The organism is Kingella sp. SNUBH-2017, from assembly GCF_028680565.1.
Classification (GTDB): domain Bacteria; phylum Pseudomonadota; class Gammaproteobacteria; order Burkholderiales; family Neisseriaceae; genus Kingella_D; species Kingella_D pumchi.
This window is the reverse complement of sequence record NZ_JAPHVK010000001.1, coordinates 1-26,551: the sequence shown is the minus strand read 5'-3', so window position 1 is coordinate 26,551 and position 26,551 is coordinate 1. Positions and strand designations below refer to the sequence as shown.

Below are 26,551 nucleotides of genomic sequence, written 5' to 3'. Positions count from 1 at the left end.
GTTTTCAGGCTGCCTTTTGCTGCGGCGGGCGCTTTATTGCGCCTGCCCCTTGTCTTCCAGTATTTTTTCCATCATCGCCCCCGCGTCGAGATAGCCTTGGCGGTTGCCCTGGCAGAACTCGGTTTTGCCGAAACGCTCAAGCCGCATCTGGCCGTCGGCCACCGCTTCCCGGCTCAGGCGGGTGCTTTCTTCCAGCGTAAAGGCGTTGCATTGTATCTTGCGCAGCACGCGGTAAACCCGGTCGGAAACGTTTTCATCGAAACCGCAGGTGGTTTCGAGAAAACGGTTGAACGCGGCGCCCTGCAGGGTGTGCTGGCATAGATCGCGGTGGCTGTTGATTTGGCGAACCGGCTCGGCAGCAGCAGCCAGCGGCAGTACAAGCAGCAGGGCGGGTAGAAATCGGCGCATGGTTTTCCTTAAATAAGTGCAGATGGTACACAATTATATCACCCTCCAACTATCAAATCTAATACTTCAAAAGCTTTCAATCCTACAGGATCACAGGCTAATTTCGTCATTAGAAATACCGATGGAAAAACTTTAACTAACGGACATTTAAATATAAAATGATTAAACTGAATTTAAAAAGTATAGAATTATATGATGTTAATTTTGAAGAATTTTATCCTGAGATACCTGATAACTTTCATCAATGGATAGATATAGAGATTGGGGTAGAAGGTGAGCAAGGGACATCCATTTTTTCCTTTTGCGTTTGCTCACCCAAATGGATTGCACATAATTGCAGCAAAGAAGGTATTTTTTGGTCAAATGCGCTAGTAATGGAACAGTTTAGTCATAAAGATATTATTAATGAAATTAATAAAATATTGACACATTGCTCAAAAGAAACATGGGAGTTGTCATTATCAAATTTATTAAGATTTTTTTCTTGGGAATTTGAGGATTATCATCCCCATCATTCAACATAACGGCGCTTGGAACGGGCGCAATTATCGGGATCCGCGCCGTATCCGGCAAGCAGCCTGAAAACAAAAAACTACTTTCAGGCTGCTTGGGGTGAAACCGAAAAAGCAGCCTGAAAGCTTTGCAAAGCCCAAAACCCTTTAAACAGCGTCATTCCCGCGCAGGCGGGAATCTTATTTCGGCTTAGGCATCGGGTGTTTCTTCAAACATGGTCGAAGGCCAACCAAGATTCCCGCCTGCGCGGGAATGACGTCGGTTGGACAAATCGGGAATGGCGGCAATTGGACAAATTGCGCCTTTGACTCCGCTTAAAGCCTTGCAGCGGTTTTTAACCACCGTTTTGTTACTTATGCCGATTATTCTGAGATTGCCATCTCAATGACTTGTTCAACATAGTTGTTTTCCAAATCAATCACGTCTCCTTTTCTTTGTTTTGATATTTTTAATTCGTCATACGCGTAAAAAATAGCAATTTTTTTCCCTTCACAAAATAAATGTCTGTCGGATTTATTCATCATATACATACTTTCATTCCTTACGATGCCTTCACCATCTATAAAACTAAAACTATTCGGTATGTTTCTTCTTTCCATTCCCGCCTCATATATTGACGATATTACTCCGGAAACGCTTCTGGTGATAATCTGTCCGGAATCGATATTAGCCCACCACTCATCCGACGCAAACAATCCTTTGTCTTTTTTGATGCCAAAGATACTTTCGTCATTCAATGATAGTAATCTTGTATCTTCAATATGCTCCTTCTTTTTTCTATTTTTCATATCTTGCTTAAAATCATAAACCAAATACATGCCATCATCTAAATTCAAATAGCTCATTTCATGTCTCCAATTTTTTCAACATTAATCATCTGCCGCCTAAAAGTTTCTTTACCGACAAATCTCCACCATTCTGTGTTGATTATCCCTGCTTAGTGAAAAAGGCAGCCTGAAAATTTTTCAGGCTGCCTTTGGCGGCAGAGAAAATGGGCTTAACGCTCAATCTGCGATACGTCGCGCACCGCGCCTTTGTCGGCGGAAGTGGCCATGGCGCCGTAGGCGCGCAGGGCGGCGGAGACGTAGCGTTCGCGGTTTTCCGGCTTCCATGCTTGGCTGCCTTTGGCTTCCATTTCGGCGCGGCGTTGGGCGAGTTCTTCGTCGGAGATTTTCAGGTTGATGCTGCGGTTGGGGATGTCGATTTCGATGGTGTCGAACTCGCGCACCAAGCCGATGGCGCCGCCTTCGGCCGCTTCGGGGGAAACGTGGCCGATACTCAAGCCCGATGTGCCGCCGGAGAAGCGGCCGTCTGTAAGCAAGGCGCATTGGGCGCCCAGGCCTTTGGATTTGAGATAGCTGGTGGGATACAGCATTTCCTGCATGCCGGGGCCGCCTTTGGGGCCTTCGTAGCGGATGATGACGATGTCGCCGGCAACGATTTGGTTGGCCAAAATGCCTTCGACGGCGGAGTCTTGGCTTTCAAACACGCGGGCGCGGCCGGTGAATTTGAGAATGCTGTCGTCCACGCCGGCGGTTTTCACCACGCAGCCGCGCTCGGCGATGTTGCCGAAGAGTACGGCCAGGCCGCCGTCTTGCGAGTAGGCGTGTTCGACATCGCGGATACAGCCGTTGGCGCGGTCGAGATCGAGCGTTTTCCACATGCGGTTTTGCGAGAAGGCCTGTGTGGTGCGCACGCCGCCGGGCGCGGCTTTGAAGCGCTCGATGGCGTGGGTGTTTTCGGGATTGGTTACGTCCCATTTTTCAATCGCGTCTTTGAGCGTGGGCGCGTGGATGGTATAGACGTCGGTGTGCAGTTTGCCTGCTTTGTCGAGCTCTTTGAGAATGGCGAAAATGCCGCCGGCGCGGTGCACGTCTTCCATATAGTAGTCGTGGTTGTTGGGCGCGGTTTTGCAGATGCACGGCACTTGGCGGCTGAGGCGGTCGATGTCGGCCATTTTGAAATCGACGCCCGCTTCGTGGGCAACGGCAAGCAAGTGCAGGATGGTGTTGGTGGAGCCGCCCATGGCAATATCCATGGTCATGGCGTTTTCAAAGGCTTTTTTGGTGACGATGCTGCGCGGCAGCACGGATTCGTCGTTTTGCTCGTAGTAGCGTTTGGTGATGTCCACAATCATGCGGCCGGCCTCGAGAAACAGCTCTTTGCGGCCGGCATGGGTGGCCAGATAGGAGCCGTTGCCGGGCAGCGACAGGCCGAGCGCTTCGGTCAGGCAGTTCATCGAGTTGGCGGTAAACATGCCGGAACACGAGCCGCAGGTGGGGCAGGCGTTTTGCTCGATTTCGTCGATGGCGGCGTCGGAGACGTTGTCGTCGGCGGCGTCAATCATGGCATCGACCAAGTCCAAACGGCGCTCGGGCTGGATATTGGCCACGCCCAGCACTTTGCCCGCTTCCATCGGCCCGCCGGAAACGAAAATGGTGGGGATGTTCAGGCGCATCGAAGCAATCAGCATCCCCGGAGTGATTTTGTCGCAGTTGGAAATGCACACCAGCGCATCGGCGCAGTGTGCGTTAACCATGTATTCGATGGAGTCGGCAATCAGATCGCGGCTGGGCAGCGAATAGAGCATGCCGCTGTGCCCCATGGCGATGCCGTCGTCCACGGCGATGGTGTTGAATTCCTTGGCCACCGCGCCCGCTTTTTCAATCTCGCGGGCAACGAGCTGGCCCATATTGTGCAGATGCACATGGCCGGGCACGAACTGGGTAAACGAGTTGGCAATGGCGATGATGGGTTTGCCGAAGTCGGTTTCCATCATGCCGGTGGCGCGCCACAGCGCGCGCGCGCCGGCCATATTGCGGCCGTGGGTGGAAGTTTTGGAGCGGTAGTCGGGCATGGTTGTGTGTCCTGTTGTCGCAATTTTGATTAGTTAAGTGTTTGTTGAAACAGCTTTCAGGCTGCCTTTTGCGGTTTCAGGCAGCCTGAAACGGAAAAAGGCGCCCATTTTATACCAAGCGGCAAAAGCAGGCAGCCTGAAAGCGTGTAAACGGCTTTCAGGCTGCCTTGAATAAAAACGTTTATCGCTCGATGTCTTGCCGTCTCAACTCGTCCAACTGCCGCAGCGCTTCCAGTTCCGCGCGTACCTGGCGCACGTTTTCATCGGAAAACAGCCGGCCGATATTGCGCCAGACGCTGTGATAGCCGTAAGGCCCCTGCTGCATCTCGCGCCGCGCTTCTTCCGGCGGCCAGCCCTGATAAACGATGCGGTACATGCCCGAAATCAGGCCGGTGCGGTCGGCGCCGTGGTAGCAGTGGATCAGCACCGCGCCTTTTTGCTGCTGTTTTTCAATCAGAAACAGCGTCTCGGCAATCTCTTTGGGCGTAATCTTCCACGCCCGCAGCGGCTTGTTCAACAGCTCGATATCCAAACCCGCCAGCGCGCTACGGTTGCCGCCGCGGCGGAAATGGCGCAGATTGACCACGCTTTTGACGCCCAAATCCCGCACCGCCGCCGCATCGGCACGGGTAAGCTGTTCGCTGCGGTAGAGTTTGGCATCGATGCGGTAGAGATTGGCATCCTGCTTGACCGGCGTTGCCCATTGGTAGGGCGCGGCGGAGCCGGATGCGGTTTCGGCAGCTGCCACAGGGGCGGACAGCAGGGCGCAAAGGAGAAAAATGGGGAAACGCATGGATGGTTCTCTGTGCTTAGGGTTGGGGCAGCCTGAAAATAGGGTTTCAGGCTGCTTTTGGATCGAAGATAAACCAAACTACAATTTACTTTATTTTTGGCAATGGTTGAAGATAATCAGCTTTAATCATTAGACATTTATGAATATCATTGGAAACATCAACAGGTTTAGTAATATCAACATTTTCAGGACAGATAATTTTTGTATCTCCAAGATTCCATGCTAAATACCCATATACGCTATTTTCATATTCATAATATGGTTTAATCATAGCACTGGGAACTACATCAACCCATTTACTTTTTGGAACAAATTCTAACCTTAATCTATTAATATTTCCATCGTTCTGCACATACCAGTTAAAGAATCTTTTATCAATCAAATACCATGATACCCGATTATTCTTCTCAATATAACCCAATTTATTCAAAACAGTGCTTGCCACTTGAAGTTCAGGAATAATTAGATGAGTTAATATAGTAATAAAGATTAATGCAATAGAAAAACCCCAAACAACATCCGATTCGGAAGATAATTCACCATTTTTCACTTCTAATTTTAGCGATACAATTATTATATTTAACATATATGCCATTACAGGAACAACCAACCACCATCGTGAACCACCAGCACTCTCCCAAATAATTAATTCAAATAAATAAAATACTAAATTCGAAAAAATAAAATAAAAATAAAACAAAAAACCATTTATAATTTGATCTATTTTATCAAAATTAGATGATTTTTTATTACATACCCAAATCGACCATATAAAAGGAACCACTATAAATAAAAAATAAAATAATATAGTAGACATCCCAAACCAATAAGACTCAGAGAGAAAAAATATTGGTATCAATACTGCTGAAAAAATAGAAATAAAATAGTTTTTTCTATTCGAGCGATTACATTGAAAAAGCACTCCAGTAATAAAATATGGCGCATAAAATGAACCATATAAAATCATCCCTAGAACAACAGACGTTACTAAAACCACAGTTAATAAAATAATAGGACTACTAATTATACCGGCAAATAAACTAACTGCTTCTAGTTTTGATAGGTAAGAATAAATAACAAACCCACCAACAATTAATCCTATAGGTGAAATAATCGCAAGAATTTTTGGGCATCTTTCGATCAATTCCCAAATACTAGGAGTTCCTTTATCGGGCATAGATTTAACATGAATATCTATCTCTTGTTCATGCTTAATTTTATTTAGTAATTTTATTTCCAAATTTCTTTCAATTTCATTTTGAATTTTCTTTAACTTAGTCGAACAAATCCACATATTTCACTCCTTAAAAATCTGAATATTTAATGCGCATTATCCCAATCCTTCCCGCTCCCCACTTCCGCCACCAGCGGCACAGCCAGCAACCCGCCGTCCACTGCCGCCATCACTTCGGGCAGCATCTCTTTCACTTTTTCCAATTCGTTTTCAGGCACTTCCAACACCAATTCGTCGTGCACCTGCATAATCAGTTTGCTTTGTAGGCCGTCTGAATGCAGGCGGTGGGATACGGCGATCATGGCGCGTTTGATGAGGTCGGAGGCGGTGCCCTGCATGGGGGCGTTGATGGCGGCGCGTTCGGCGCCGGCGCGGGCGTTGGCGTTTTTGGCGTGGATGTCGGGCAGGTAGAGGCGGCGGCCGAACAGGGTTTCAACGTAGCCTTGTTGGGCGGCCTGCTCTTTGGTGCGCTGCATGTATTCGGCCACGCCGGGATAGTGGGCGAAGTAGCGGTCGATGAAGTTTTTGGCGGAAAGGTTGTCGATGCCCAGCGATTTGGCGAGACCGTATTGGCCCATGCCGTAAATCAGGCCGAAGTTGATGGTTTTGGCGTAGCGGCGCTGCTCGGGGCTGACGTTTTCGGGCGCGATGCCGAACACTTCGGCGGCGGTGCGGCGGTGTACGTCTTCGCCGTTTTGGAAGGCGGCCATCAGGGTTTTGTCGCCCGACAAATGCGCCATGATGCGCAGCTCGATTTGCGAGTAGTCGGCCGACACAATCAGGCTGCCTGCGGGCGCGGTAAAGGCGCGGCGCACGCGGCGGCCTTCGGCTGTGCGGATGGGGATGTTTTGCAGGTTGGGGTTGCTGCTGGCAAGCCGGCCGGTGATAGCGACGGCTTGGGAATAGGTGGTGTGCACGCGACCGGTGCGCGGGTTGATCATTTCGGGCAGCTTGTCGGTGTAGGTGGATTTGAGTTTGGCCAGGCTGCGGTTTTCCAAGATGATTTTCGGCAGTGGATAATCGGGCGCGAGCTGTTCGAGCACGGCTTCATTGGTGGAAATGCCGCCGGATGCGGTTTTTTTCAGGCCTTTGGTGGGAATGCCCATTTTGTCGAACAGGATTTCCTGCAACTGCTTGGGCGAATTGAGATTAAACGGCTGTCCGGCCGTCTGAAACGCCTGCTCTTCGAGTTTCAGCAAGGCCGCGCCCAATTCGCTGCTTTGCGCGGCGAGCTCGGCGCGGTCGATGTGCACGCCGTTGCGCTCCATTTCAAACAGCACTTGGGCTACGGGCAATTCCAGATTCAGATACATTTCAAGCTGTTTTTCGTCCATCTGTGCGCGCAAATGCGCTTCAAGGCGCAGGGCGAAATCGGCGTCTTGCGCGGCGTATTCGGTGGCCTGCTCGACGGCGACATCGGCAAAGGAAATCTGCTTGGCGCCCTTGCCGCACAAGGATTCGTAAGTAATCGTCGGCAGGCCGAGCCAGCGTTCGGACAATTCGTCCAAACCGTGCCCCAAATGGCTCTCGACAATATACGAAGCCAGCATCGCATCGCCCGCAATGCCGCGCAACGCAATGCCGTAGTTGGCGAAAACGTGTTGGTCGTATTTCAAATTCTGGCCGATTTTTTTCAGGCTGCCGTTTTCCAAATAGGGTTTCAGACGGCCTAATGTGTTTTGCAAATCAAGCTGCTGTGGCGCGGCGGTCATGCTGTGGCCGAGCGGGATGTACACCGCTTCGCCTGCTTGGAATGCGATGCTGATACCCACAAGCTGCGCGTTCATCGCATCAAGCGAGGTGGTTTCGGTGTCGATGCCGATTTGCTCAGCTTTGGATAATTTGTCCAACAAGGCGGCGAACTGGGTTTCGGTGGTAACCGCCTGATAATCCAGCTTTTCCGGCGCGGCGGCTTTTTCAGGCTGCTTTTCAGACGGCATCTCTTCCGCCAAAGCGGCGATCTCGCCCACATCGGCGCTGCCGAACAAATCGCCGCCGGCCGCTTCGTGCATCCGGTTTTCGGCTTCTTTGAGCCAAGTTTTGAAGCCCCAGCGTTTGAAATCGGCCGCCAGCTGCGCCCATTTGGGCGGCGTGCGGCGCAGGCTTTCGAGGCCGTCTGAAAGCTCGGCGTGCAAATCCACATCGGTTTTAATCGTAACCAAATCGTAGGACAAGGGCAGTTGCGAGAGCGCGGCTTGCAGGTTTTCGCCCACTTTGCCCTTGATGTCGCCCGCGTGTTCCATTACGCCCGAGAGCGTTTCATAGGCTTCGAGCCATTTCACCGCCGTTTTCGGCCCACATTTTTCCACGCCCGGCACGTTGTCCACTTTGTCGCCCATCAGCGCGAGATAGTCGCGGATTTGGTCGGGGCGCACGCCGAATTTGGCCTTTACGCCGTCAATGTCCAGCGTTTCGCCGCTCATCGTGTTCACCAGCGTAACGCGCTCGTTCACCAGCTGCGCCATGTCTTTGTCGCCGGTGGAAATCACCACGTCCCAGCCCGCCGCGCCGCCCTGCGCCGCCAGCGTGCCGATGACGTCATCCGCTTCCACCTGCGGCACCACCAGCACCGGCCAGCCCATCAGCCGCACCAAATCGGGCAAGGCTTCGGCCTGCGGACGCAAATCGTCGGGCATCGGCGGGCGCGTGGCCTTGTAGTCGGCAAACATTTCGTGGCGGAAATTTTTGCCTTTTGCGTCAAACACCACCGCGCAATAGTCATGCGCATAATCCGCGCGCAGCCGCCGCAGCATGTTCAACACGCCGTACATCGCCCCCGTGGGCGCGCCGTCGGGCGCGGTAAGCTGCGCCATCGCGTGATAGGCGCGGTAGAGATAGGAAGAGCCGTCGACAAGAAGAAGGGTGGGGCGGGAAGACATGTTCAGGCTGCCTTTGCGGGTGTGGTGGAAAACGGCGGATTATAGCGAATGCCTCAGACACATGGTTCTCAGGCTGCCTGATTGTCCGAAGGCAGCCTGAAAAATACGGAGCGGCGCTTTCAGGCTGCCTGCTTGTCTGAAAAAGCAGCCTGAAAGATGCGAAACGGGCTTTCAGGCTGCTTTGCCGTGGCAGCCTGAAAAAACCCCGCACGGCAAAGTGTGCGGGGCGGCGGGATGGCACGGAATTATTTGGCGGCGGGTTTGGCCGGCGCGGCTTTTTCTTTAACGGCTTCTTTGGCTGCGGCTGCTTTACCGGCTGCTTTGCCGGTGGCGGGCTTGGCTGCCGCTGCTTTCGCTGCGCCGGCACCGCCGACTGTCAGCTCGGCGCGGATTTTGTCCAGCCGTTTTTCTTTGATGCCGCTGACTTTGGTCAGATCGTCCACCGATTTAAAGGGGCCGTTGGCTTCGCGGTAGGCAACGATTTTTTCGGCGGTTTTCGCGCCGATGCCTTTAATCGTGGTCAGTTCTTGTGCGGTGGCGGTATTGATATCGACCACGGCGGCGGCAAAGGAAAAGCTCAAGGCGGCAAAAAGGATAAACAACAGTTTTTTCATCATCAGACTCCTGTGACGGTTATCAAAATTCCGCCCGCCACCGCTTCGGGCGGCAGGCGTGTCGGCAATGTAAACCAGTTTGCCGCTTCTTACAAACAAACGGCAGCAATTATTATTAACTGTAAACTTACCGCAGTTTTTGAGCGGCAAAATGCTGCCGATGCGCTTTTTTCAGGCTGCCCGCACCGGCTTTTGCTGCACGCCTGCTTGCCGCAAGCTGCCTTTTGCTTTACGATTCAAGCCGCCAATATCGCAAATATTTACATTTAATTACCTGAATCTGCTGCCTTGTGTGCGCTTTTTACACACCGTGGCGCAGTAGCGGCACACCATTTTAGGAGAATCTTTACCGTGTCTGACAACACTACGCACACACCCGACGCGCCGGCGCGCGAAACCTTTTCCAACCGCCGCGCGTTTATGTTTGCCGCCATCGGCTCGGCCGTCGGCCTGGGCAATATCTGGCGCTTTCCTTATGTGGCCTACGAAAACGGCGGCGGGGCATTTATCCTGCCCTATCTGGTGGCGCTGCTTACCGCCGGCATCCCGCTTTTGTTTCTCGACTACGCCATCGGCCACCGCTACCGCGGCTCGGCGCCGCTGGCATTCCGCCGCATCAGCCGTTACTTTGAAACCTTCGGCTGGTGGCAGGTGCTGATCAACGTCATCATCAGCATTTACTACGCGGTGATTATCGGCTGGGCGGCGAGCTATACCTATTTCTCGCTCGGCGCCGCCTGGGGCGCCGATCCCAGCGCTTTCTTTTTCAGCGATTTTCTGAAAATGGCCGACCATACCGATATCGGGCTGGAATTTGTCGGCGGCGTGGTCGGCCCGCTGATCGGCGTATGGGTGGCGACCCTGCTGATTCTGGCCTTGGGCGTGCAAAACGGCGTTGCCCGCTCGTCCAGCTTCTTTATGCCGCTGCTGCTGGTAATGTTTGTGGTGCTGGTGGGCGTGTCGCTGACGCTACCGGGCGCTGCCAAAGGCTTGGACGCGCTGTTCACCCCCGATTGGAGCAAGCTGACCGAGCCCAAAGTATGGGTGGCGGCCTACGGTCAGATTTTCTTCTCGCTTTCCATCTGCTTCGGCATTATGGTTACCTACTCTTCCTATCTGAAGAAAAAATCCGACCTGACCGGCACCGGCATGGTGGTGGGCTTTGCCAACAGCAGTTTTGAACTGCTGGCCGGCCTGGGCGTATTCGCGGCGCTGGGCTTTATGGCTACGGCCGCCGGCAAGGAAGTGAGCGAAGTCGCATCCAACGGCATCGGCCTGGCCTTTATCGCCTTTCCCACCATTATCAGCAAAGCCCCCTTCGGCGCCCTGATCGGCGTACTGTTTTTCGGCTCGCTGGTGTTTGCCGGCCTGACTTCGCTGATTTCGATTCTGGAAGTGGTCATTGCCGCCGTGCAGGACAAAATGGAACTCGGCCGCGTCAGCGCCACCTTTGCCGTCGGCGTGCCAATGGCGGTGGTTTCCACCCTGCTGTTCGGCACCACCACCGGCCTGCCGGTGCTCGACACCTTGGACAAATTCGTCAATACCTACGGCATTGTTGCCGGCGGCGCGCTGTATGTGCTCGCCCTGCTGCTGGCCAAAATGCTGCCGGTGCTGCGCCGGCACATCAACAGCGTATCGTCGTTTAAAGTCGGCACCCTGTGGATGGTCTGCGTTACCGCCACCGTCGCCGTGCTCGGCTACATGCTGTTCAGCGACACCCGCGAGCTGCTGAAAAACAACTACAGCGGCTATCCCAGCGAATTTCTCAATCTGTTCGGCTGGGGCATGGCCGCCGCGCTGCCGCTGCTGGCCGTCCTGCTGTCGCTGCTGCCCTGGAAGCGCGACACCACCCTGACCGACGACGATAAGGAGAACAAACAATGAGTACCTCCGCCATAATTATGATGGCCGTATCCCTGATAGTAATCTGGGGCGGACTGCTGGTTTCGGTACTGCGCCTGCCCAAAGAATAAACCGGCCGCACCGCTTTTTCAGGCTGCCTGGGCGCACAGCGTTCAGGCAGCCTGAAAAGCGTAAAACCGCCGCTTGACGGGCAAACACCCTTCGCATATAGTCAGTTTCGCTGGGACTAATTCTCAGTTCTTTCGACAACCACACGCCCATACGGAGAGAAAAATGGCAAAGAAAGTCAGCATCCTCGTCGGCAGCCTGCGTAAAGGCTCCTTCGCCCGCAAAGTCGCACAAAACGTCATCCCCATGTTCCCCGCCGGCTACGAAGCCCAAATCGTCGAAATCGGCCACCTGCCGCTGTATAACTTCGACTACGACGACCCCAACGAAACCGATTTCCCCACCCCCGAGAGCTATACCGAGTTCCGCGAAACCATCAAAGCATCCGCCGGCGTGCTGTTCGTTACCGCCGAAAACAACCGCACCGTGCCCGCCTGCCTGAAAAACGCGGTGGACATCGGCTCCAAACCGAATGCCGACGTTGCCTGGAAAAAAACGCCCGCCGGCATCATCAGCCACTCGGTAGGCAAAATGGGCGGCTACAGCTCGCAGAAAAACCTGCGCCTGGCGCTTTCCTACTTCGATATGCCGCTTACCGGCCAGCCCGAAGTTTTCCTCGGCAACTCGCCCACCCTGTTTGACGACAACGGCAAACTCATCGAATCCGCCCGCACTTTCGTTCAGGGCTATATCGACCAGCTGGTGGCGCTGATTGAGAAAAACCCCAAATAAACGCGCGCCGAAAAACAAGCGGGCGCCGCAGAAAGTATCTGCGGCGACCGCTTGTTTTTTCAGGCTGCTTTGGCGTTTTCAGGCTGCCTGAAAACGCCAAAGTAGCCTGAAAGGCCTGGTTAAGGCATTTCGCCCAAAGCGGCGGCAATCTGGCTGGTGGCGGGGGCAATCAGATAATCGCAGCAGCGCATAAAGGCGGTGTCGATCAGGCTGTCGCCCATGCCGATGCTGAGAATGGTGCCGTAGCGGCGGCGGTATTGCTCCTGCAGGCGGCGCACGGCGTGGGCTTTGTCGAGCCAGGGCGGCAGCAGGGCAAGGTTGTTGCCGTTCCAATGCAGTTTTTCCCCCGCCGCCAGCGCGCCGCGCAAAACATCGGCGGCGGTTTTCAGGCTGCCCTCGCCGCTTTTAGATTTGACCAGCAGATAACAGGCGATGCCGTAGTCCGCTATCAGGCGGATGTTCCAATCCGCGCTTTCAGGCTGCCTGGACAGCATTTGCTGCAATTCGTCCCAGCGCGGCAGGCAGCCTGAAGCGGCGCGGCGGCTGTTGTCCAACCAAGCTTCGTCGGGCGTGCCGTCGGGGTTCAGAATCACGGCGCCGTAGTCGATAACCGCATGGCTGTCAAAGGGCAGCGCCACGCGGCGGAAACTGTCGTGGTTGCGGGCGGTTACCGGCACCACCAGCGCGTGCTGCCGCCAGTGTGCCAGCCATTGCTGCTGCACGGGCGATGCGTAGGAAATCGGGCTGCCGTCGGCCAAAAAGGCGGCGGCTTGATAGTCGGGAGCGGGCGGCGCTTTGCGCTTGGAAACAAAAAGGGTGTCGTCCAAATCGGTAAACAGGATGGTCTGCATAGCGAAAACGGCTTTCAGGCTGCCTGAAAAAAGCGCGCATTATACGGTGCCGGAGAACAGCGGCAAAAGGATGAAAAACCACCGCTATCCGTTTCATTGCAAACACGGTTTTGCGGCAAATTTAACCAACATTAACCGTTTTGCTTGCCCTATACCCCCTACTGCACTACAATCCCGCGCTTTTGAAAATCAGCTGGGCGAAAGCCGCTAAACAGCCTTTCGGATTCGTTTGCCCTTCAAAGGTTTAGCAATCATCTGCTGTCCAAAGCAATCTAACAGCCAGTGTTTCCACACACCTGCGGTTCGGCGCATGCCGGCCGCACTTTGTCCTTATGGAGCATGGTCCATGTCCGCTAAAGCACCCTATCTGCAAATCAAAGGTCTGGTGAAAAAATTCGGCGACAACACCGCCGTCAACCACATCGACCTGGATATCCAACAACACGAAATCTTCGCCCTGCTCGGCAGCTCGGGTAGCGGCAAATCGACGCTGCTGCGCATGCTCGCCGGCATGGAAACGCCTTCTTCCGGCCACATTATTCTCGACGGCCAGGACATCACCGCCCTGGCGCCCTACGAGCGCCCCATCAATATGATGTTCCAAAGCTACGCGCTGTTTCCACACATGACGGTGGAGCAGAACATCGCCTACGGCCTGAAGCAGGACAAAATGCCCAAGGACGAAATCGCCGCCCGCGTAGAAGAAATGCTGCGGCTGGTGCAGATGCCGCAGTACGCCAAGCGCAAGCCGCACCAGCTCTCCGGCGGCCAGCAGCAGCGCGTCGCCCTGGCACGCTCGCTGGCCAAGCGGCCGAAGCTCTTGCTGTTGGACGAACCCTTGGGCGCGCTCGACAAAAAACTGCGCCAGCAAACCCAGCTCGAGCTGGTCAATACGCTGGAGAAAGTCGGCGTAACCTGCATTATGGTGACCCACGACCAGGAAGAAGCGATGACCATGGCCACCCGCGTGGCGATTATGTCCGACGGCGAACTCAAACAGGTCGATACCCCCAGCAATATCTACGACTACCCCAACAGCCGCTTTACCGCCGAATTTATCGGCGAAACCAATATCTTCGAAGGCAAAATCGTCCACAAAGACGACGCGCACGCGCTGGTGGACTGCCCCGAGCTGCCGGCCAAAGTCTATACCGACCAGGCCTGCGACGCCGAAGTCGGCCAGAGCATCTGGATTTCCATCCGCCCCGAAGACATCGACCTGCACAAGGAAAAACCCGCCCACCGCGACACCCACAACTGGGCGCACGGCAAAGTGAAAGACATCGCCTATTTGGGCAGCTTCGCCATCTACCACGTGCAGATGCCCAACGGCCGCATCATCAAAAGCCAGGTGCCCGCGCCCTACTGGTACGTGCGCAACATCACCCCGCCCACCTGGGGCGAAGAAGTCTATCTGGACTGGCCGGAAAACCAGCCCACCCCGCTGACCCGCTGACATAAGGCAGCCTGAAAATGACCCACAACCCGAAAAAACCGCGCGGCGGCCTGAAATTCGGACGCAAAACGCTGATCGGCATCCCCGCGCTGTGGCTGGTGCTGATGTTCCTGCTGCCGTTTCTGACGGTGCTGAAAATCAGCTTTGCCGAGCAGGCCGACACCATTCCGCCCTTCACGCCGCTGTTTATGGCCGACCCCGCAGGCGGTGCCGCCAAGCTGCATCTGGTTAGCCAAAACTACGCCGAAATCTTCAGTGACTTCGGCGCGTCCGTAGCTGCGCTGGCCAACCCGCTGGGCGGCGAAGTACCCAATATCTACGTCCACACCTACTGGCTGTCGATCAAAACCGCGCTCACCACCACTCTGATCTGCCTGCTGCTGGGCTACCCGATGGCCTATGCCATCGCCCGTGTCCGCCCCGAGCGGCGCAACACGCTTTTGATGATGATTATGCTGCCCTTCTGGACTTCGCTGCTACTGCGCGTTTATGCCTGGATGGGGCTGCTCAGCAGCAACGGCATCATCAACAACCTGCTGATCAAGGCCGGCCTGATCAGCGAGCCGCTCAATATGTTTTACAACACCTTTTCGCTGAATCTGGTGATGGTTTACGCCTATCTGCCGTTTATGATCCTGCCGCTCTACAGCCATCTGGTGAAAATGGACCACCGCCTGCTCGAAGCGGCCGCCGATTTAGGCGCCCATCCGGTCAAAGCCTTTTTCAGCATCACCCTGCCGCTCTCCAAAAGCGGCATCATCGCCGGCTCGATGCTGGTATTCATCCCTTCGGTGGGCGAATACGTGATTCCCGACCTGGTGGGCGGCCCCGACAACTCGATGATCGGCAAAACCCTGTGGCAGGTGTTCTCCGGCCTCAACAACTGGCCGCTCGCCTCCGCACTGGCGGTGGTGATGGTGCTGATTCTGGTGGTGCCGATGATGCTGTTCCAGCGCTTTGAAGAGCGCGAACTGGAAAAAGGAGCGGAATGATGAGCCGGCAAAAACAAAAATCCTCGCTGTTTCTGAAAACCATGCTGCTGCTGGGAATGGCCTTTCTCTACATGCCGCTGGGACTGCTGATTTTCTATTCGTTCAACAAATCCAAGCTGGTAACCGTGTGGGGCGGCTTCTCCACCCGCTGGTATCTCAAGCTGATGAAAAACAGCGAAATCTGGAACGCCGCCCTGTTGTCGCTGAAAATCGCCGTCGTCTCCTCGCTGGCCGCCGTCGTGCTCGGCGTACTCGCCGGCTACGCGCTGGCGCGCTTCAAACGCTTCCGCGGCCGCACCGTTTTCGCCGGCATGGTTTCCGCGCCGATGGTGATGCCCGACATCATCACCGGCATCTCCATGCTGCTGTTGATTACCCAGGTGCAGAGCATGCTGCAGGGCGTTTACAGCGGCGCCGGCGAATGGCAGCGCGGCTTTTTCACCATTTTTCTCGGCCACGCCACCCTGTGCATGGCCTACGTTACCGTCGTCATCCGCTCGCGGCTGATGGAGCTTGACCAGTCGCTCGAAGAAGCGGCGATGGACCTAGGCGCGCGGCCGCTGAAAATCTTTTTCACCATCACCCTGCCGTTGATTGCCCCCGCCATCGCCTCCGGCTTTTTGCTCGGCATCACCCTGTCGCTCGACGACTACGTCATCGCCTCCTTCCTGTCCGGCCCCGGCTCGATGACCCTGCCGCAGGTGATTTTCGGCAAAATCAAACTCGGCCTCGACCCGCAGATGAACGCGCTGGCAACGATTATGATCGGCATCGTCGGCACGCTGGTAATGCTGATCAACTACCTCACCATGCGCCACACCGTGCGCCGTGAACGCGAAATGGCCAAACTGCACGCCATGGCGCTCGCCCGCGACTCGCAGTAAACCGGCAGCAGGCAGCCTGAAAACCCGTTTCAGGCTGCTTTAAGCCTTTTCAGGCTGCCTCAAAAGGCAGCCTGAAAAAATAAAAAGCACGTTTTCTCAAATATTTGCACACAAACCATCCAACGGCGGCGGCAGGCAGCCTGAATTTGACCACCCATGATTTTAAAAATAAAATGCCGCGCTTGCCCGCCACCGAACCGAAAACACACATGCCCGCCCCGCCTTTCCGGATTTTACTGGTTTCCTATTCGCAAACCGGCCAGCTTTCACGCCTGGCCGGCCATTTCATTGCCCCTTGCGAAGGCGCGGACAACATCGAAATCGAACAGCTTGCGCTCAAACCGCAGCAGCCCTTTCCCTTTCCTTGGCGCTTCGGCCGTTTTTTCGACACCTTCCCCGAAACCGTGCGCCTGCAGCCGCAACCCATTGAAACGCCCGAGTTCCGGCACGAGCGCTACGATTTGGTGGTGCTGGCCTACACCGTATGGTTTTTGTCGCCCTCGCAGCCGGTCTGCGCCTTTTTGCAGCACCCCGCGGCGCAGCGCATTCTGGCCGGCACGCCGGTAATCACCTTAATCGGCTGCCGCAATATGTGGCTGATGGCGCAGGAAGAAGTGAAAAAACTGCTCTCACAGGCCGGCGCGAAGCTGGTGGGCAATATCGTCAAAACCGACCAGAGCGACGCCTGGTCGAGTTTCGCCACCACCCCGCTGTGGATGATGACCGGCAATAAACGCCCCTACCGCTGGCTGCCCAGTGCCGGCATCGCCGAGCGTGAAATTCTCGATATGGCGCGCTTCGGCGGCAGGCTCAAGCAGGTGCTGGATGCCGGCGGCACGCCCGACGAAACCCTGTTCCGCGGCATGGGCGCGGTGAAAATCGACGAAAAACTGATGATGAGCGAAGCCGTCGGCCGCCGCAGCTTCCGCCTGTGGGGCGCGCTGCTGATCGGCTGCGGCCGCATCTCGCCGCTGCTGCGCCGCGCGGTGCTCTGGCTGTATATCGTGTTTCTGCTGCTGATGATTGTAACCGTCGTCCCGCTGAGCGCACTGCTCAGAATCCTGCTCAAACCGCTGACCCAACAAAAATTATCCAGGCTGCGCCGCTATTACGCGCAGCCTTCGGGAGAATAATGCAAACCATGCAGCCTGAAGTCTATATCCGCAAACTGTCGGCCGTGCTGCCCAACGCGCCGGTCGGCAACGACCAGATGGAAGCGGTGCTGGGCATGGTCGGCGGCCTGCCTTCGCGCGTGCGCAGAACCATTCTGCGCTCCAACGCCATCACCAGCCGCCATTACGCCGTCGATCCGCAAACCGGCCGCGCCACCCACACCAATACCGAGCTGGCCGCCGCCGCAGTGTCGGCGCTGTTTGACGAGAGCTTTGCCGCCGCCGACATGCAGTGCCTAAGCTGCGGCACGTCCTATCCCGACCAAATCCTGCCCGGCCACGGCGTGATGGTGCACGGCCTGGTGGCAAACGCCCCACCCTGCGAAGTCGCCAGCCTTTCCGGCGTGTGCGTGGCAGGCATGGCGGCGATGAAATACGCCTACCAGAGCATCCGCAGCGGCGAGCACCGCCATGCGGTTGCCGTTGCTTCCGAATGCGCCTCGGCGGTGATGCGCGGCGACAACTTCCGCGCCGAAATCGAAAGCCGCGACTGGGAAAACGCCCGCCCCGAAATCGCTTTTGAAAAAGACTTCCTGCGCTGGATGCTCTCCGACGGTGCCGGCGCCGCCTATCTTTGCGATGCGCCCAACCCGCGCGGCATCAGCCTGAAAATCCGCTGGATCGAGCTGGTGTCCTACGCCAACGAAATGCCGGTGTGCATGTATGCCGGTGGTGAAGTGCGCGACGGCCGCTTTGTCGGCTGGAAAGAAGTCGATGCCCAAGAACGCGAGCGCTGCAGCATGATGGCGGTCAAGCAGGATGTGAAACTGCTGAACGAAAACATCGTCGCCTACACCGTAGAAAAAGCGCTGGCACGCGCCCTGGCCAAACACGGCCTTCAGGCTGCCGATGTCGATTACTTCCTGCCGCACTACTCTTCGGGCTATTTCCGCGACAAACTCGCCGCCGGCCTGCAAAACGCCGGCTTTGCCATCCCGCAGGAAAAATGGTTTACCAATCTCGCCGAAAAAGGCAACACCGGCTCGGCCTCCATCTACATCATTCTCGAAGAATTCATGCGCCGCTTCCCGCTGTGCCACGGCCAGAACATCCTGTGCTACATCCCCGAGAGCGGGCGTTTTTCTTCCTGCTTCATGCTGCTGGAGGTGGTTGATGCGGGTTGAAGACATTCCACAGGACGACAGCAAAACCTACAACGGCCAGCGCAAAGTCATCTACGGCACCCGCAACGGCCACTACGAAGCGGCCACCAGCACCGGCTGGCAGGACGAAGCCTATGCCACCGAGCAGGCGGTGGCCGAGTTGGATGGCCTGATCGAACACGCCCGCAGCGAAGTGGCCGCCGGCCGCCGCTCGCCGCTGTATTTTTATATGTATTTCTACCGCCACGACGAGCGCTCGCTCGCGCAGGCCGCCGGCGTGTGGCGCTGGCAGCTGCGCCGCCATTTCCGCCCCGAAGTCTTCGCGCGGCTGAGCGCCAAAACGCTGGCGCGCTACGCCGAAGCCTTCCAAATCCCCGCCGAAGAACTTTTCAGGCTGCCTGAAACCCCTTTATTTTCCGCCGAACCATGAGTGCATTCGTCCATCAGCATACCGCCCACTGCGAAAGCGGGGTGATGAGCACCCTGCTCAAATCGCAGGGCACCGACCTGAACGAAGCGATGGTTTTCGGTCTGGCCGGCGCCCTGACTTTCGTTTATCTGCCGGTGGTCAAAATCAACGGCCTGCCGCTGGTTTCCTACCGCATGCCGCCGCGCGGCATCATCAAAAACGTGTGCAAAGCGCTCGGCATCGGCCTGAATGTGCAGAAATTCCGTTCCCCCGCCGCCGGCATGCGGGCGCTGGATGCGGCGCTCTCCGCCGGCCAGCTGGTCGGCCTGCAGACTTCGGTGTTCTGGCTGCCCTACTTTCCGAAAGAAATGCGCTTTCATTTCAACGCCCACAACCTGCTGGTGTACGGCAAAGAAGGCGACGACTACCTGATCAGCGATCCGGTATTCGAAACCGTGCAGCGCTGCGCCGCCGCCGACTTGCAGCGCGCCCGTTTCGCCAAAGGCGCGCTGGCGGCCAAAGGGCTGATGTTCACCCTCGACAAGCAGCCTGAAAACGCCGAAACCCTGGCTTTCAGGCTGCCTCAATTACTGCGCCGCGCCATCCGCAAAAACGCCAAACATATGCTGGCACCGGTATTTTTCGTCGGCGTGCGCGGCATCCGCACCGTTGCCAAACGCATCGCCGCGCTCGGCGGCCAGTCCGAACACGATGCCAAACTCTATCTCGGCCACTTGGTGCGCATGCAGGAAGAAATCGGCACCGGCGGCGCGGGCTTTCGCTATCTCTACGCCTATTTTCTCGAACAGGCCGCGCAGGTGTGTGCCGATTCCGCCTTTCAGGCTGCTTCCGAGCGCATGACCGCCATCGGCGACCAATGGCGCGCCTTTGCCGCCCGCTGCGTCAAACAGTGCCGCAAACCCGACCCGCAGGGCTACGCCAAACTGGCTGCCGAACTGCGCGCCATCGCCGACGCCGAAGAAGCCCTGTGGCGCGAGCTGGCAAAGGCGGCGGCATGATACGGGTGCGCGCGCTCAGCCACCGCTATCCGCAGGCCGACGGCTACGCCCTGCGCGATATCTCGCTGGACATCGCCGAAGGCGCGGCACTCGGCCTGCTCGGCCCCAACGGCGCCGGCAAAACCACGCTGATGTCGCTGCTCACCGGCCTGCAGGAATGCCGGCAGGGCGAAATCACTTTCGACGGCACCCCCTTTTCCCGTCTCAGCCGCAAAGCGCGCCACCAAATCTCGCTGGTGCCGCAGGACTTTGCCTTCTATCCGCTGCTGAGCGTGCACGACAACCTGTCTTTTTTCGCCTCGCTTTACGGCCGCAAAGACCGCGCCTATCTCAGCAGCCTGATCGAACGCTGCGGGCTGTCCCCGCACGCCGCCAAGCAGGCGCGCCACCTTTCCGGCGGCCTGAAGCGGCGGCTCAATTTCGCCATCGGGCTGGTCAACCGGCCGCGGGTGGTGTTTCTCGACGAAATCACCGTCGGCATCGACCCGCAGTCGCGCCGCTTTATTCTTGAGAGCGTCGCCGAACTCAACCGCAGCGGCGTTACCATCGTCTATACCTCGCACTATCTGCAGGAAATCGAGCTGCTGTGCCGCGATCTGGTGCTGCTGGACAACGGCCGCTGCGTCTATCAGGGCGCGCTCTCCGACATCCTGCGCCAAAACGGCGGCCGGCTGCTGCTGCACACCGAACCGCCGCTCTCGGCCGCTGATGCCGAAGCCTTTGCCGCCCGCCCCGCTGCCGGCGGCGGCGTCGCTATCGACAGCAGGCAGCCTGAAAACGTTTTGGCGGCGCTGGCGGCGAAAAACTACCGCATCAGCGCCTGCCGTTTCGGTTTCAGCTCGCTGGAAGATTTTTATCTCGACTTTCTCGACGGCAAAACCGGCGGCACGAACACTACGGAAGGGGAAGGCTGATGCTGTTTTCGTCCGTAATCAAAGAATTCAAGCTGCTGCTGCGCGATTTGCACGGGCTGGCGGTGCTGTTTGTGATGCCGATTCTGTTTGTGCTGATTATGTCGGCCGCGCTCAGCGACAGCCAGGAAAACCCGCTGCGCGACGCCAAAATCGTGCTGGCGGGCAGCGCCGACAGCCGGCTTGATGAAAACCTGTTCGCCGCGCTCGAAGGCGAAGGGCTGAACGTGCGTTTTGTCGAAACCCACCGCCTTTCCGCTTTTCAGGCTGCCTTGCAGCGGGGCGAAACCGACCTGCTGCTCTTTAATCCGAACAGCGAAGAAACGCCGCTGGACAAAGAGCGGCCGCTGCGCCTGTGGCTGAGCCCCGACACCGACCGCGCCCGCCTGCTCGCCATCAAAGGCATGGTGGAAAAACACTACACCGCCGAGCGGCTGAACCTGTATCTGGACGGCAGCGAAGTGAAGCTCAAAGGCAAATCGCCGCTGGTGCGCGAAGTGGAAAAAGAAGCCAACCGCCAGCTCGACGACAAATTCGCCGGCATCAACGCCTATCTCGAGCGCGAAGCGTGGCAGGAAACCTATCTCAACCACGGCGGCAAAGAAGTGGTGCGCCCCAATTCGGTGCAGCACAGCGTGCCGGCCTGGCTGATTTTCGGCATGTTTTTCATCATGATTCCGCTCTCCAACGTGATGGCGATGGAGCGCCAGACCAACACCATCACCCGCCTGCGCATGGCGCGGGTGCCGGCGGGCAAACTGATTGCCGCCAAGCTGATTCCGTATTTTCTGATCAACCAGCTGCAGTTTGCCGGCATGCTCGCGCTCGGCCGCTGGGTGCTGCCCAAGCTCGGCATGCCCGCCCTGCAGCTTTCAGGCTGCCTTGGCGTGTATGCGGTGCTCGCCGCCGCCGTCAGCCTCGCCGCGCTGGGCTACGGCCTGCTGGTCAGCGTGGTGGCGCGCAGCACCGAACACGCGGTGGTGCTCGGCGGCGGCGGCATCATCATCATGGCGGCGCTCGGCGGCATTATGGTGCCGACTTATGTGATGCCGGACATCATGCAGACCGTCGCCCAATTTTCGCCGATGGGCTGGGCGCTCTCCGGCTTCCAAACCCTGCTGCTGCGGCAGGCCGGGCTGGAGCAGATTCTGCCGGTGCTCGGCCGGCTCGCCGCCTTCGGCCTGCTGACGCTTACCGCCGCCGCCGCCGTTTACCGCGGGCAACTGAAAAAACAAGTGAGATTCTGATGGCCTACCGATTCACGCTCGAACATCCGGCGCTGGAGTACGAGCTGAAAAAACTGATTATCCGCGAAGCCGAACGCGACGACTGGACGCCCGAAGATTTGTCCGACACCGAAGCGCTGTTCGGCGAACACAGCCGCATCGCCCTCGATTCGCTCGATGCGCTGCAAATCTGCGTGGCGCTGCAAAGCCACTTCGGCGTGCGTCTCAACGGCGACCGCATGGTGCGCCGCCACATGACCGACGTTGCCGCGCTGGCCGCTTTCGTGCGCGCCGAACGGCAGGGCGCATGAGCGTTACCGTCCGCGCCGCACGGATCGGCGGCGGCGCTTCGCAACGGGTGATGCTGCCCGCCTCGCCGTGGTCGGGACTCGGCGCCGATGCCGTCCTGCCCTATTTCCAAAAATTCCCGCAAGCGCGGCTGACGCTGCCTGAAACCGCCCGACTGGTACACACGCTACTGGCCGACACCGCCGCCGCGGCCGGCTGGGATCAGGCTGCTTTGGCCGACACGCCGCTGATGCTCGGCTCCACCAGCTACGCCCTGCCCGACTGCGAAGCCGAAATCGCCGAGCGCGGCGCACTCTCCTATTCCGACTACACGCTTACCGGCATGGCCGACCTGCTGCGCGCTGCCACCGGCAACCGCCAGATTTACACCTTTGCCACGTCCTGCACTTCCTCGGCGCAAGCGCTGGTGCACGCGGTGCGGATGCTGGAAAACGGCTGGATCGAACGCGCGCTGGTGGTCGGCTTTGAAAGTTTCAACCGCTACACCTTCGACCATTTCGCCACCATGAACCTGCTGGCCGCCGGCGACTACCTGCCGTTTTCAGGCTGCCCCGGCATGGTGCTGGGCGAAGGGCTGGCCTGTTTGGCGCTGGAGCGCGGCAGTCCAAACGAACAAGGCTGCCACATTATTGCCACCGCCACCGCCGCCGACAGCCGCGATCTGACCAATACCGATCCCGCCGTTTTGTCCGAGCTAATTGACCGCTGCCTGCAGCAGGCCGGCGTCGCGGCCGACAGCATCCGCGCCGTTAAAGTCCATGCCGTCGGCGGTGCCGGCGACAACGGCGAGCAGGCAGTGTTACGCGAAAAGCTGCCTGAAAGCCGCTGGATACTGGCCAAGCCCTATTTCGGCCACACGCTGGGCGCCAGCGGCGCCATGGAAAGCGCCTGGCTGTGGCAGCAGCTGCAGCAGGGCGCCCTGCCCGAAATCCCCCACGCAGCGGCCTACCGCAGCCTGCCGCTGGCGCACGGCGCGCCGCTGGCCGACGGGCTGTATCTCAACTATTTTCTCGGCTTCGGCGGCAGCGCCGCCGCCTGGCTGATGCGCTGGAGCCGACCGTGAAACCCGACCATCCCCCGCTGTATCTCCAAGCCTGCCATCACCGCAATTTTTCAGGCTGCGACGACAAAACCCTGCGCGGCAGCCTGAAAGACTACGGCATAGACGGCAAGCGCCTCAGCCGTTTCAGCCTGATGTCGCTGCTGGCCGCCATGCCGCTGGCCGGACAAATCGGCGCCGACTGCAGCATCATCCTGACCGCCCCGTTTTCCTCGCCCCGCCGCTTTTTGCCGACTTTTCTCCAGCACGCCCAAGACGGCACCCCCAGCCCGCTCGGGTTTGCCGCCAGTCTCCACAACGCTCCGGCCTTCCAATTGGCACAAGCCCTGGACAGCTGCGCCGGCATGATTTTTCTCGCTACCGACGAACACAATTTCTGGCAGCCGCTGTGGCTCGGCATCAACGACCTGCTGGCCGGCAGCGCCAAACAATGCTGCGTCAGCTGGCTGTACGAAACCCCAAACCCGGCCGCCAATGAAGCGGAACACGCCGTCAGCCTGCTATTATCCGCCACAGCACCCGATACGCCCTCTGCCGCCACCATACGCATCGCCACCGATGCCGCCCCCTGCACGCCCGATTTGTCTGCCACCGCAAACGCAACCTATCCCGCCCTGCTGTCACGCTGGGCCGCCGCTTTATCCACCGATGAAACTCTGATACTCAGCGACCGCGGCCTGCCGCCCAAGCTGCGGATTATGCTGCGCTGAAACTTTTTACCGGCAGCCTGAAAACGGCAGCCAGATACTCCAAAAGGCAGCCTGAAAAGTTTTCAGGCTGCCTTCTGCAAAAACTAACAGTGTTTTACACAACAGCTTAAGAAAAATAAGCCGGCAATATCTCAAACGCCGCATCCCTTTCAGGCTGCCATAAGGCTTCACAGTATTGTTCTTGAAAATCTTCAGCTGCTGCAAACAGCACCAGACGTCCATGGATAAAAGTTAAGAAATTGACATTTTATCAATGATTTTGTAAAATTTAGTGAATTTATTTTCAAGTAGAAAATATACTTGGTTTAACATTATGCCCGCCATACACACCCATCTGAGTTTAGCTATTTTGGCAGCCTTTTCTTTTCAGGCTGCACTTGCCGATACCATTGAAGAAAGCGAATCCAGACGTCAGGAAATGCGACGCCGGCAGCAGGAGCAGCAGCTGCAGCGCGAAGTCGATGTGCGTTTGGACGATACGCGGCAAAACACGCTTACTCCGTCTGCGGCCGAATCGGCCGAATCCCCCTGTTTCCCCATTCATACCGTTACCCTGACCGGCGATGCTGCCGGTCGTTTCCAATTTGCGCTTAAAAAAGCCTTGAAGGAAACCGGCTTCCAATCGGGGCAATGTTTGGGTGCGCAAGGGGTTAACCGCATTATGGTTGCGGCACAAAACGCCGTTATCGGCCGCGGCTATACCACTACCCGTATTTTGGCTGCACCGCAAGATTTAAACAGCGGAACTTTGGAATTAACCGTTTTGCCCGGCAAAGTGCGCTCGGTTCGCACTGATACTTCGCACAACGACCAAACCCGTGCCGCGCGCATTGCCGCCTTTCAAAACGAAATTCCGTTGAAAGGCGGCGATATTCTGAATCTGCGCCGTATCGAGCAGGGGCTGGAAAATCTCAAACGCGTACCTACCGCCGAAGCCGATATCCAAATCGTTCCTGCAGACGCGCCTGATGAAAGCGACATCGTTGTTGCCTGGCGGCAGCGGCTGCTGCCCTACCGCCTGTCGCTCGGTGTGGACGACTCCGGCAGCAAAACCACCGGCAAATACCAAGGCAGCCTGACTTTCTCTGCCGACAACCCTTTCGGCTTGAGCGATCTGTTTTATCTGTCCTACGGCCGCCATCTCGGCCATACCGACGCCCATACCGACTCCGAGGGCAAAAAAACCGCCGGCGGCACCCAAAGCTACGCTTTTCACTATTCCGTTCCTGCCGGCAACTGGCTGTGGAGCTGGAACCACAACTACTACCGCTACCACCAGGCTGTAGCGGGTATCAATGAAGTATATGACTACAACGGCAAAAGCCGCGGCAGCGACATCGGATTTACCCGCCTGCTGTACCGTGATGCGCGGCGCAAGAGCCATATCGGCTTCAAACTGTGGCAGAAAGAAAACCAAAGTTTTATCGATGATGCCGAAGTCGAAGTACAGCGCCGTAAAACCGCCGGTTGGCAGTTGAGCCTGAAACACAAGGAATACATCGGCCGCAGCACTTTGGATATTGGTCTTGCCTACAAGCGCGGCACCGGCATGGCCGATGCCATTGCCGCCCCTGAAGAGGTGTTTGATGAAGGCACTTCGAGAATGAAGGTGATCACTGCCGACATCAGCTATAACCACCCCTTCCAAATCGGCCGGCAGCACTTCGTATACGACACCGCCCTGCACGCCCAATGGAATAAAACCCCGCTGACGCCTTTGGACAAAATCGCCATCGGCGGCCGCTACACCGTTCGCGGCTTCGACGGCGAAAGCTCACTGTCGGCCGAGCGCGGCTGGTACTGGCGCAACGAAGCCGCCTGGTCATTCAAACCCGCCCACCAGTTTTATCTGGCACTAGACGGCGGCCACGTATCCGGCGACTCGGCGCAATACCTGCTGGGGCAAACCCTGATTGGCGCCGCCGCCGGTCTGCGCGGCCAGTTCAAAGCAGGCGGCAGCCTGAATTACGACCTGTTTGTCGGCAAACCGATTAAAAAGCCCAAAGGCTTTCAGACGGCCTCTACCGTCTTCGGCTTTAATCTGAACTATTCCTTCTAAACCCGCGCTTGTGCAGCCTGGAACTTCCATCTCCCGTTTTCAGGCTGCCTTTCCCCGCACACACTACGGATACCCCCTACCATGAACAAACACTGCCATAAAATCGTTTTCAACCGTCGCCGCGGCATTCTGATGGCCGTAGCCGAAACCGCCATCGGGCAGGGCAAAAGTCCCGGCGAGCGCTCAGGCAGAGAAACCGGTGGCGGTGACGGCAGTCTAAAAACCCATTCAGGCTGCCGTTTGCATTTGGGCACGCTGACTTTCAGCCTGCTGCTCGGTTTCGGTTCGGCCCTGATTGTGCCCGCCGCCGCTGCCGACATCCAAGCCGACAAATCCGCCCCCAAATCCCAGCAGCCCGTCATCCTGCAAACCGGCAACGGACTGCC

Annotated in this window: 27 protein-coding genes; 19 read left to right on the top strand and 8 right to left on the bottom strand. The window is 57.1% G+C overall.

Translation table 11 applies throughout. The features are described 5' to 3' along the window. Window positions 1-33: 33 nt before the first annotated feature. Window positions 34-408, bottom strand: a complete 375-nt coding sequence (locus OP500_RS00135) for a hypothetical protein (protein ID WP_274069840.1) — start codon at window positions 406-408, stop codon at window positions 34-36. A 158-nt stretch (window positions 409-566) separates the two neighbouring features. Between OP500_RS00135 and OP500_RS00130 the strand changes: the two genes are divergently transcribed. Then, window positions 567-932: an immunity 8 family protein gene (locus tag OP500_RS00130; protein WP_238748625.1), complete on the top strand. Its 366-nt coding sequence runs from the start codon at window positions 567-569 to the stop codon at window positions 930-932. Between the two features lie 351 nt (window positions 933-1,283). Here OP500_RS00130 and OP500_RS00125 read toward each other — a convergent pair whose 3' ends face one another. From OP500_RS00125 to OP500_RS00100, 6 genes are all read right to left on the bottom strand, one after another. Then, entirely contained in the window at window positions 1,284-1,766 is a 483-nt protein-coding gene (locus OP500_RS00125; RefSeq protein ID WP_274069839.1) for a hypothetical protein, read from the bottom strand. 152 nt (window positions 1,767-1,918) lie between these two features. After that, window positions 1,919-3,778: a dihydroxy-acid dehydratase gene (gene ilvD, locus OP500_RS00120; protein ID WP_274069838.1), complete on the bottom strand. Its 1,860-nt coding sequence runs from the start codon at window positions 3,776-3,778 to the stop codon at window positions 1,919-1,921. Between the two features lie 181 nt (window positions 3,779-3,959). Further along, entirely contained in the window at window positions 3,960-4,571 is a 612-nt protein-coding gene (locus tag OP500_RS00115) for a tyrosine-protein phosphatase (RefSeq protein WP_274069837.1), read from the bottom strand. A gap of 85 nt (window positions 4,572-4,656) precedes the next feature. Further along, window positions 4,657-5,865 (bottom strand): hypothetical protein, encoded by a 1,209-nt coding sequence (locus tag OP500_RS00110; protein WP_274069836.1) that lies wholly within the window; start codon window positions 5,863-5,865, stop codon window positions 4,657-4,659. Window positions 5,866-5,891: 26 nt separating this feature from the next. Continuing rightward, complete coding sequence (gene polA / locus OP500_RS00105; RefSeq protein ID WP_274069835.1) at window positions 5,892-8,684, bottom strand: DNA polymerase I; 2,793 nt, start codon at window positions 8,682-8,684, stop codon at window positions 5,892-5,894. A gap of 245 nt (window positions 8,685-8,929) precedes the next feature. After that, complete coding sequence (locus OP500_RS00100) at window positions 8,930-9,298, bottom strand: ComEA family DNA-binding protein (RefSeq protein ID WP_274069834.1); 369 nt, start codon at window positions 9,296-9,298, stop codon at window positions 8,930-8,932. 12 nt (window positions 9,299-9,310) lie between these two features. Between OP500_RS00100 and OP500_RS00095 the strand changes: the two genes are divergently transcribed. The 4 genes from OP500_RS00095 to OP500_RS00080 all read left to right on the top strand — a co-directional run bounded on the left by OP500_RS00095 (window position 9,311) and on the right by OP500_RS00080 (window position 12,004). Further along, window positions 9,311-9,568, top strand: coding sequence for a hypothetical protein (locus OP500_RS00095; RefSeq protein ID WP_274069833.1), 258 nt, complete (start codon window positions 9,311-9,313; stop codon window positions 9,566-9,568). An 81-nt stretch (window positions 9,569-9,649) separates the two neighbouring features. After that, window positions 9,650-11,185, top strand: coding sequence for a sodium-dependent transporter (locus tag OP500_RS00090; RefSeq protein ID WP_274069832.1), 1,536 nt, complete (start codon window positions 9,650-9,652; stop codon window positions 11,183-11,185). Then, complete coding sequence (locus tag OP500_RS00085) at window positions 11,182-11,274, top strand: methionine/alanine import family NSS transporter small subunit (RefSeq protein WP_238748618.1); 93 nt, start codon at window positions 11,182-11,184, stop codon at window positions 11,272-11,274. Before OP500_RS00090 ends, OP500_RS00085 begins: the two co-directional genes overlap by 4 nt. A gap of 163 nt (window positions 11,275-11,437) precedes the next feature. Beyond that, the gene (locus OP500_RS00080) at window positions 11,438-12,004 is read left to right on the top strand and encodes an NADPH-dependent FMN reductase (protein WP_238748617.1); all 567 of its coding nucleotides are present in this window, start codon (window positions 11,438-11,440) and stop codon (window positions 12,002-12,004) included. Window positions 12,005-12,123: 119 nt separating this feature from the next. On the opposite strand, the gene OP500_RS00075 is transcribed toward OP500_RS00080, so the two are convergent. Further along, window positions 12,124-12,855, bottom strand: coding sequence for a hypothetical protein (locus OP500_RS00075; protein WP_274069831.1), 732 nt, complete (start codon window positions 12,853-12,855; stop codon window positions 12,124-12,126). A 346-nt stretch (window positions 12,856-13,201) separates the two neighbouring features. On the opposite strand from OP500_RS00075, the gene OP500_RS00070 reads away from it, so the two are divergent. The 14 genes from OP500_RS00070 to OP500_RS00005 form a co-directional block, all read left to right on the top strand. Continuing rightward, window positions 13,202-14,311: an ABC transporter ATP-binding protein gene (locus OP500_RS00070; protein ID WP_274069830.1), complete on the top strand. Its 1,110-nt coding sequence runs from the start codon at window positions 13,202-13,204 to the stop codon at window positions 14,309-14,311. A 17-nt stretch (window positions 14,312-14,328) separates the two neighbouring features. Further along, window positions 14,329-15,303 carry an ABC transporter permease subunit gene (locus OP500_RS00065; RefSeq protein WP_238748612.1) on the top strand — a complete coding sequence of 325 codons (975 nt, stop codon included), beginning with the start codon at window positions 14,329-14,331 and terminating at the stop codon, window positions 15,301-15,303. Next, entirely contained in the window at window positions 15,303-16,187 is an 885-nt protein-coding gene (locus tag OP500_RS00060) for an ABC transporter permease (RefSeq protein ID WP_238748634.1), read from the top strand. The genes OP500_RS00065 and OP500_RS00060 overlap by 1 nt, the downstream gene beginning before the upstream one ends. Window positions 16,188-16,396: 209 nt before the next feature. Further along, window positions 16,397-17,320: a dialkylrecorsinol condensing enzyme gene (locus tag OP500_RS00055; protein WP_274069829.1), complete on the top strand. Its 924-nt coding sequence runs from the start codon at window positions 16,397-16,399 to the stop codon at window positions 17,318-17,320. An 8-nt stretch (window positions 17,321-17,328) separates the two neighbouring features. Continuing rightward, a complete protein-coding gene (locus tag OP500_RS00050; protein WP_337992790.1) occupies window positions 17,329-18,483 on the top strand; it encodes a beta-ketoacyl-ACP synthase III in 1,155 nt (384 codons plus the stop codon). Beyond that, entirely contained in the window at window positions 18,473-18,892 is a 420-nt protein-coding gene (locus OP500_RS00045; protein WP_274069827.1) for a hypothetical protein, read from the top strand. The genes OP500_RS00050 and OP500_RS00045 overlap by 11 nt, the downstream gene beginning before the upstream one ends. Continuing rightward, entirely contained in the window at window positions 18,889-19,890 is a 1,002-nt protein-coding gene (locus tag OP500_RS00040) for a BtrH N-terminal domain-containing protein (RefSeq protein ID WP_274069826.1), read from the top strand. The genes OP500_RS00045 and OP500_RS00040 overlap by 4 nt, the downstream gene beginning before the upstream one ends. Then, window positions 19,887-20,804 carry an ABC transporter ATP-binding protein gene (locus tag OP500_RS00035; RefSeq protein WP_274069825.1) on the top strand — a complete coding sequence of 306 codons (918 nt, stop codon included), beginning with the start codon at window positions 19,887-19,889 and terminating at the stop codon, window positions 20,802-20,804. The genes OP500_RS00040 and OP500_RS00035 overlap by 4 nt, the downstream gene beginning before the upstream one ends. Further along, window positions 20,804-22,048, top strand: coding sequence for an ABC transporter permease (locus tag OP500_RS00030; protein ID WP_274069824.1), 1,245 nt, complete (start codon window positions 20,804-20,806; stop codon window positions 22,046-22,048). The genes OP500_RS00035 and OP500_RS00030 overlap by 1 nt, the downstream gene beginning before the upstream one ends. Next, window positions 22,048-22,338 carry a phosphopantetheine-binding protein gene (locus tag OP500_RS00025; protein ID WP_274069823.1) on the top strand — a complete coding sequence of 97 codons (291 nt, stop codon included), beginning with the start codon at window positions 22,048-22,050 and terminating at the stop codon, window positions 22,336-22,338. The genes OP500_RS00030 and OP500_RS00025 overlap by 1 nt, the downstream gene beginning before the upstream one ends. Then, window positions 22,335-23,399, top strand: a complete 1,065-nt coding sequence (locus OP500_RS00020) for a beta-ketoacyl synthase N-terminal-like domain-containing protein (RefSeq protein WP_274069822.1) — start codon at window positions 22,335-22,337, stop codon at window positions 23,397-23,399. Before OP500_RS00025 ends, OP500_RS00020 begins: the two co-directional genes overlap by 4 nt. After that, window positions 23,396-24,106 carry a hypothetical protein gene (locus OP500_RS00015; RefSeq protein ID WP_274069821.1) on the top strand — a complete coding sequence of 237 codons (711 nt, stop codon included), beginning with the start codon at window positions 23,396-23,398 and terminating at the stop codon, window positions 24,104-24,106. Before OP500_RS00020 ends, OP500_RS00015 begins: the two co-directional genes overlap by 4 nt. A gap of 313 nt (window positions 24,107-24,419) precedes the next feature. Continuing rightward, the gene (locus tag OP500_RS00010) at window positions 24,420-26,165 is read left to right on the top strand and encodes a ShlB/FhaC/HecB family hemolysin secretion/activation protein (protein WP_274069820.1); all 1,746 of its coding nucleotides are present in this window, start codon (window positions 24,420-24,422) and stop codon (window positions 26,163-26,165) included. An 81-nt stretch (window positions 26,166-26,246) separates the two neighbouring features. After that, on the top strand, window positions 26,247-26,551 hold a 305-nt coding region (locus tag OP500_RS00005; RefSeq protein ID WP_274069819.1), incomplete at its 3' end, for an ESPR domain-containing protein.

What these genes read in the sequence shown, in the direction of transcription:
- OP500_RS00135 (WP_274069840.1), bottom strand. Translation starts at nt 408, where the DNA reads ATGCGCCGATTTCTACCCGCCCTGCTGCTTGTACTGCCGCTGGCTGCT.
- OP500_RS00130 (WP_238748625.1), top strand. Translation starts at nt 567, where the DNA reads ATGATTAAACTGAATTTAAAAAGTATAGAATTATATGATGTTAATTTT.
- OP500_RS00125 (WP_274069839.1), bottom strand. Translation starts at nt 1,766, where the DNA reads ATGAGCTATTTGAATTTAGATGATGGCATGTATTTGGTTTATGATTTT.
- ilvD (WP_274069838.1), bottom strand. Translation starts at nt 3,778, where the DNA reads ATGCCCGACTACCGCTCCAAAACTTCCACCCACGGCCGCAATATGGCC.
- OP500_RS00115 (WP_274069837.1), bottom strand. Translation starts at nt 4,571, where the DNA reads ATGCGTTTCCCCATTTTTCTCCTTTGCGCCCTGCTGTCCGCCCCTGTG.
- OP500_RS00110 (WP_274069836.1), bottom strand. Translation starts at nt 5,865, where the DNA reads ATGTGGATTTGTTCGACTAAGTTAAAGAAAATTCAAAATGAAATTGAA.
- polA (WP_274069835.1), bottom strand. Translation starts at nt 8,684, where the DNA reads ATGTCTTCCCGCCCCACCCTTCTTCTTGTCGACGGCTCTTCCTATCTC.
- OP500_RS00100 (WP_274069834.1), bottom strand. Translation starts at nt 9,298, where the DNA reads ATGAAAAAACTGTTGTTTATCCTTTTTGCCGCCTTGAGCTTTTCCTTT.
- OP500_RS00085 (WP_238748618.1), top strand. Translation starts at nt 11,182, where the DNA reads ATGAGTACCTCCGCCATAATTATGATGGCCGTATCCCTGATAGTAATC.
- OP500_RS00080 (WP_238748617.1), top strand. Translation starts at nt 11,438, where the DNA reads ATGGCAAAGAAAGTCAGCATCCTCGTCGGCAGCCTGCGTAAAGGCTCC.
- OP500_RS00075 (WP_274069831.1), bottom strand. Translation starts at nt 12,855, where the DNA reads ATGCAGACCATCCTGTTTACCGATTTGGACGACACCCTTTTTGTTTCC.
- OP500_RS00070 (WP_274069830.1), top strand. Translation starts at nt 13,202, where the DNA reads ATGTCCGCTAAAGCACCCTATCTGCAAATCAAAGGTCTGGTGAAAAAA.
- OP500_RS00065 (WP_238748612.1), top strand. Translation starts at nt 14,329, where the DNA reads ATGACCCACAACCCGAAAAAACCGCGCGGCGGCCTGAAATTCGGACGC.
- OP500_RS00060 (WP_238748634.1), top strand. Translation starts at nt 15,303, where the DNA reads ATGAGCCGGCAAAAACAAAAATCCTCGCTGTTTCTGAAAACCATGCTG.
- OP500_RS00055 (WP_274069829.1), top strand. Translation starts at nt 16,397, where the DNA reads ATGCCCGCCCCGCCTTTCCGGATTTTACTGGTTTCCTATTCGCAAACC.
- OP500_RS00050 (WP_337992790.1), top strand. Translation starts at nt 17,329, where the DNA reads ATGCAGCCTGAAGTCTATATCCGCAAACTGTCGGCCGTGCTGCCCAAC.
- OP500_RS00045 (WP_274069827.1), top strand. Translation starts at nt 18,473, where the DNA reads ATGCGGGTTGAAGACATTCCACAGGACGACAGCAAAACCTACAACGGC.
- OP500_RS00040 (WP_274069826.1), top strand. Translation starts at nt 18,889, where the DNA reads ATGAGTGCATTCGTCCATCAGCATACCGCCCACTGCGAAAGCGGGGTG.
- OP500_RS00035 (WP_274069825.1), top strand. Translation starts at nt 19,887, where the DNA reads ATGATACGGGTGCGCGCGCTCAGCCACCGCTATCCGCAGGCCGACGGC.
- OP500_RS00030 (WP_274069824.1), top strand. Translation starts at nt 20,804, where the DNA reads ATGCTGTTTTCGTCCGTAATCAAAGAATTCAAGCTGCTGCTGCGCGAT.
- OP500_RS00025 (WP_274069823.1), top strand. Translation starts at nt 22,048, where the DNA reads ATGGCCTACCGATTCACGCTCGAACATCCGGCGCTGGAGTACGAGCTG.
- OP500_RS00020 (WP_274069822.1), top strand. Translation starts at nt 22,335, where the DNA reads ATGAGCGTTACCGTCCGCGCCGCACGGATCGGCGGCGGCGCTTCGCAA.
- OP500_RS00010 (WP_274069820.1), top strand. Translation starts at nt 24,420, where the DNA reads ATGCCCGCCATACACACCCATCTGAGTTTAGCTATTTTGGCAGCCTTT.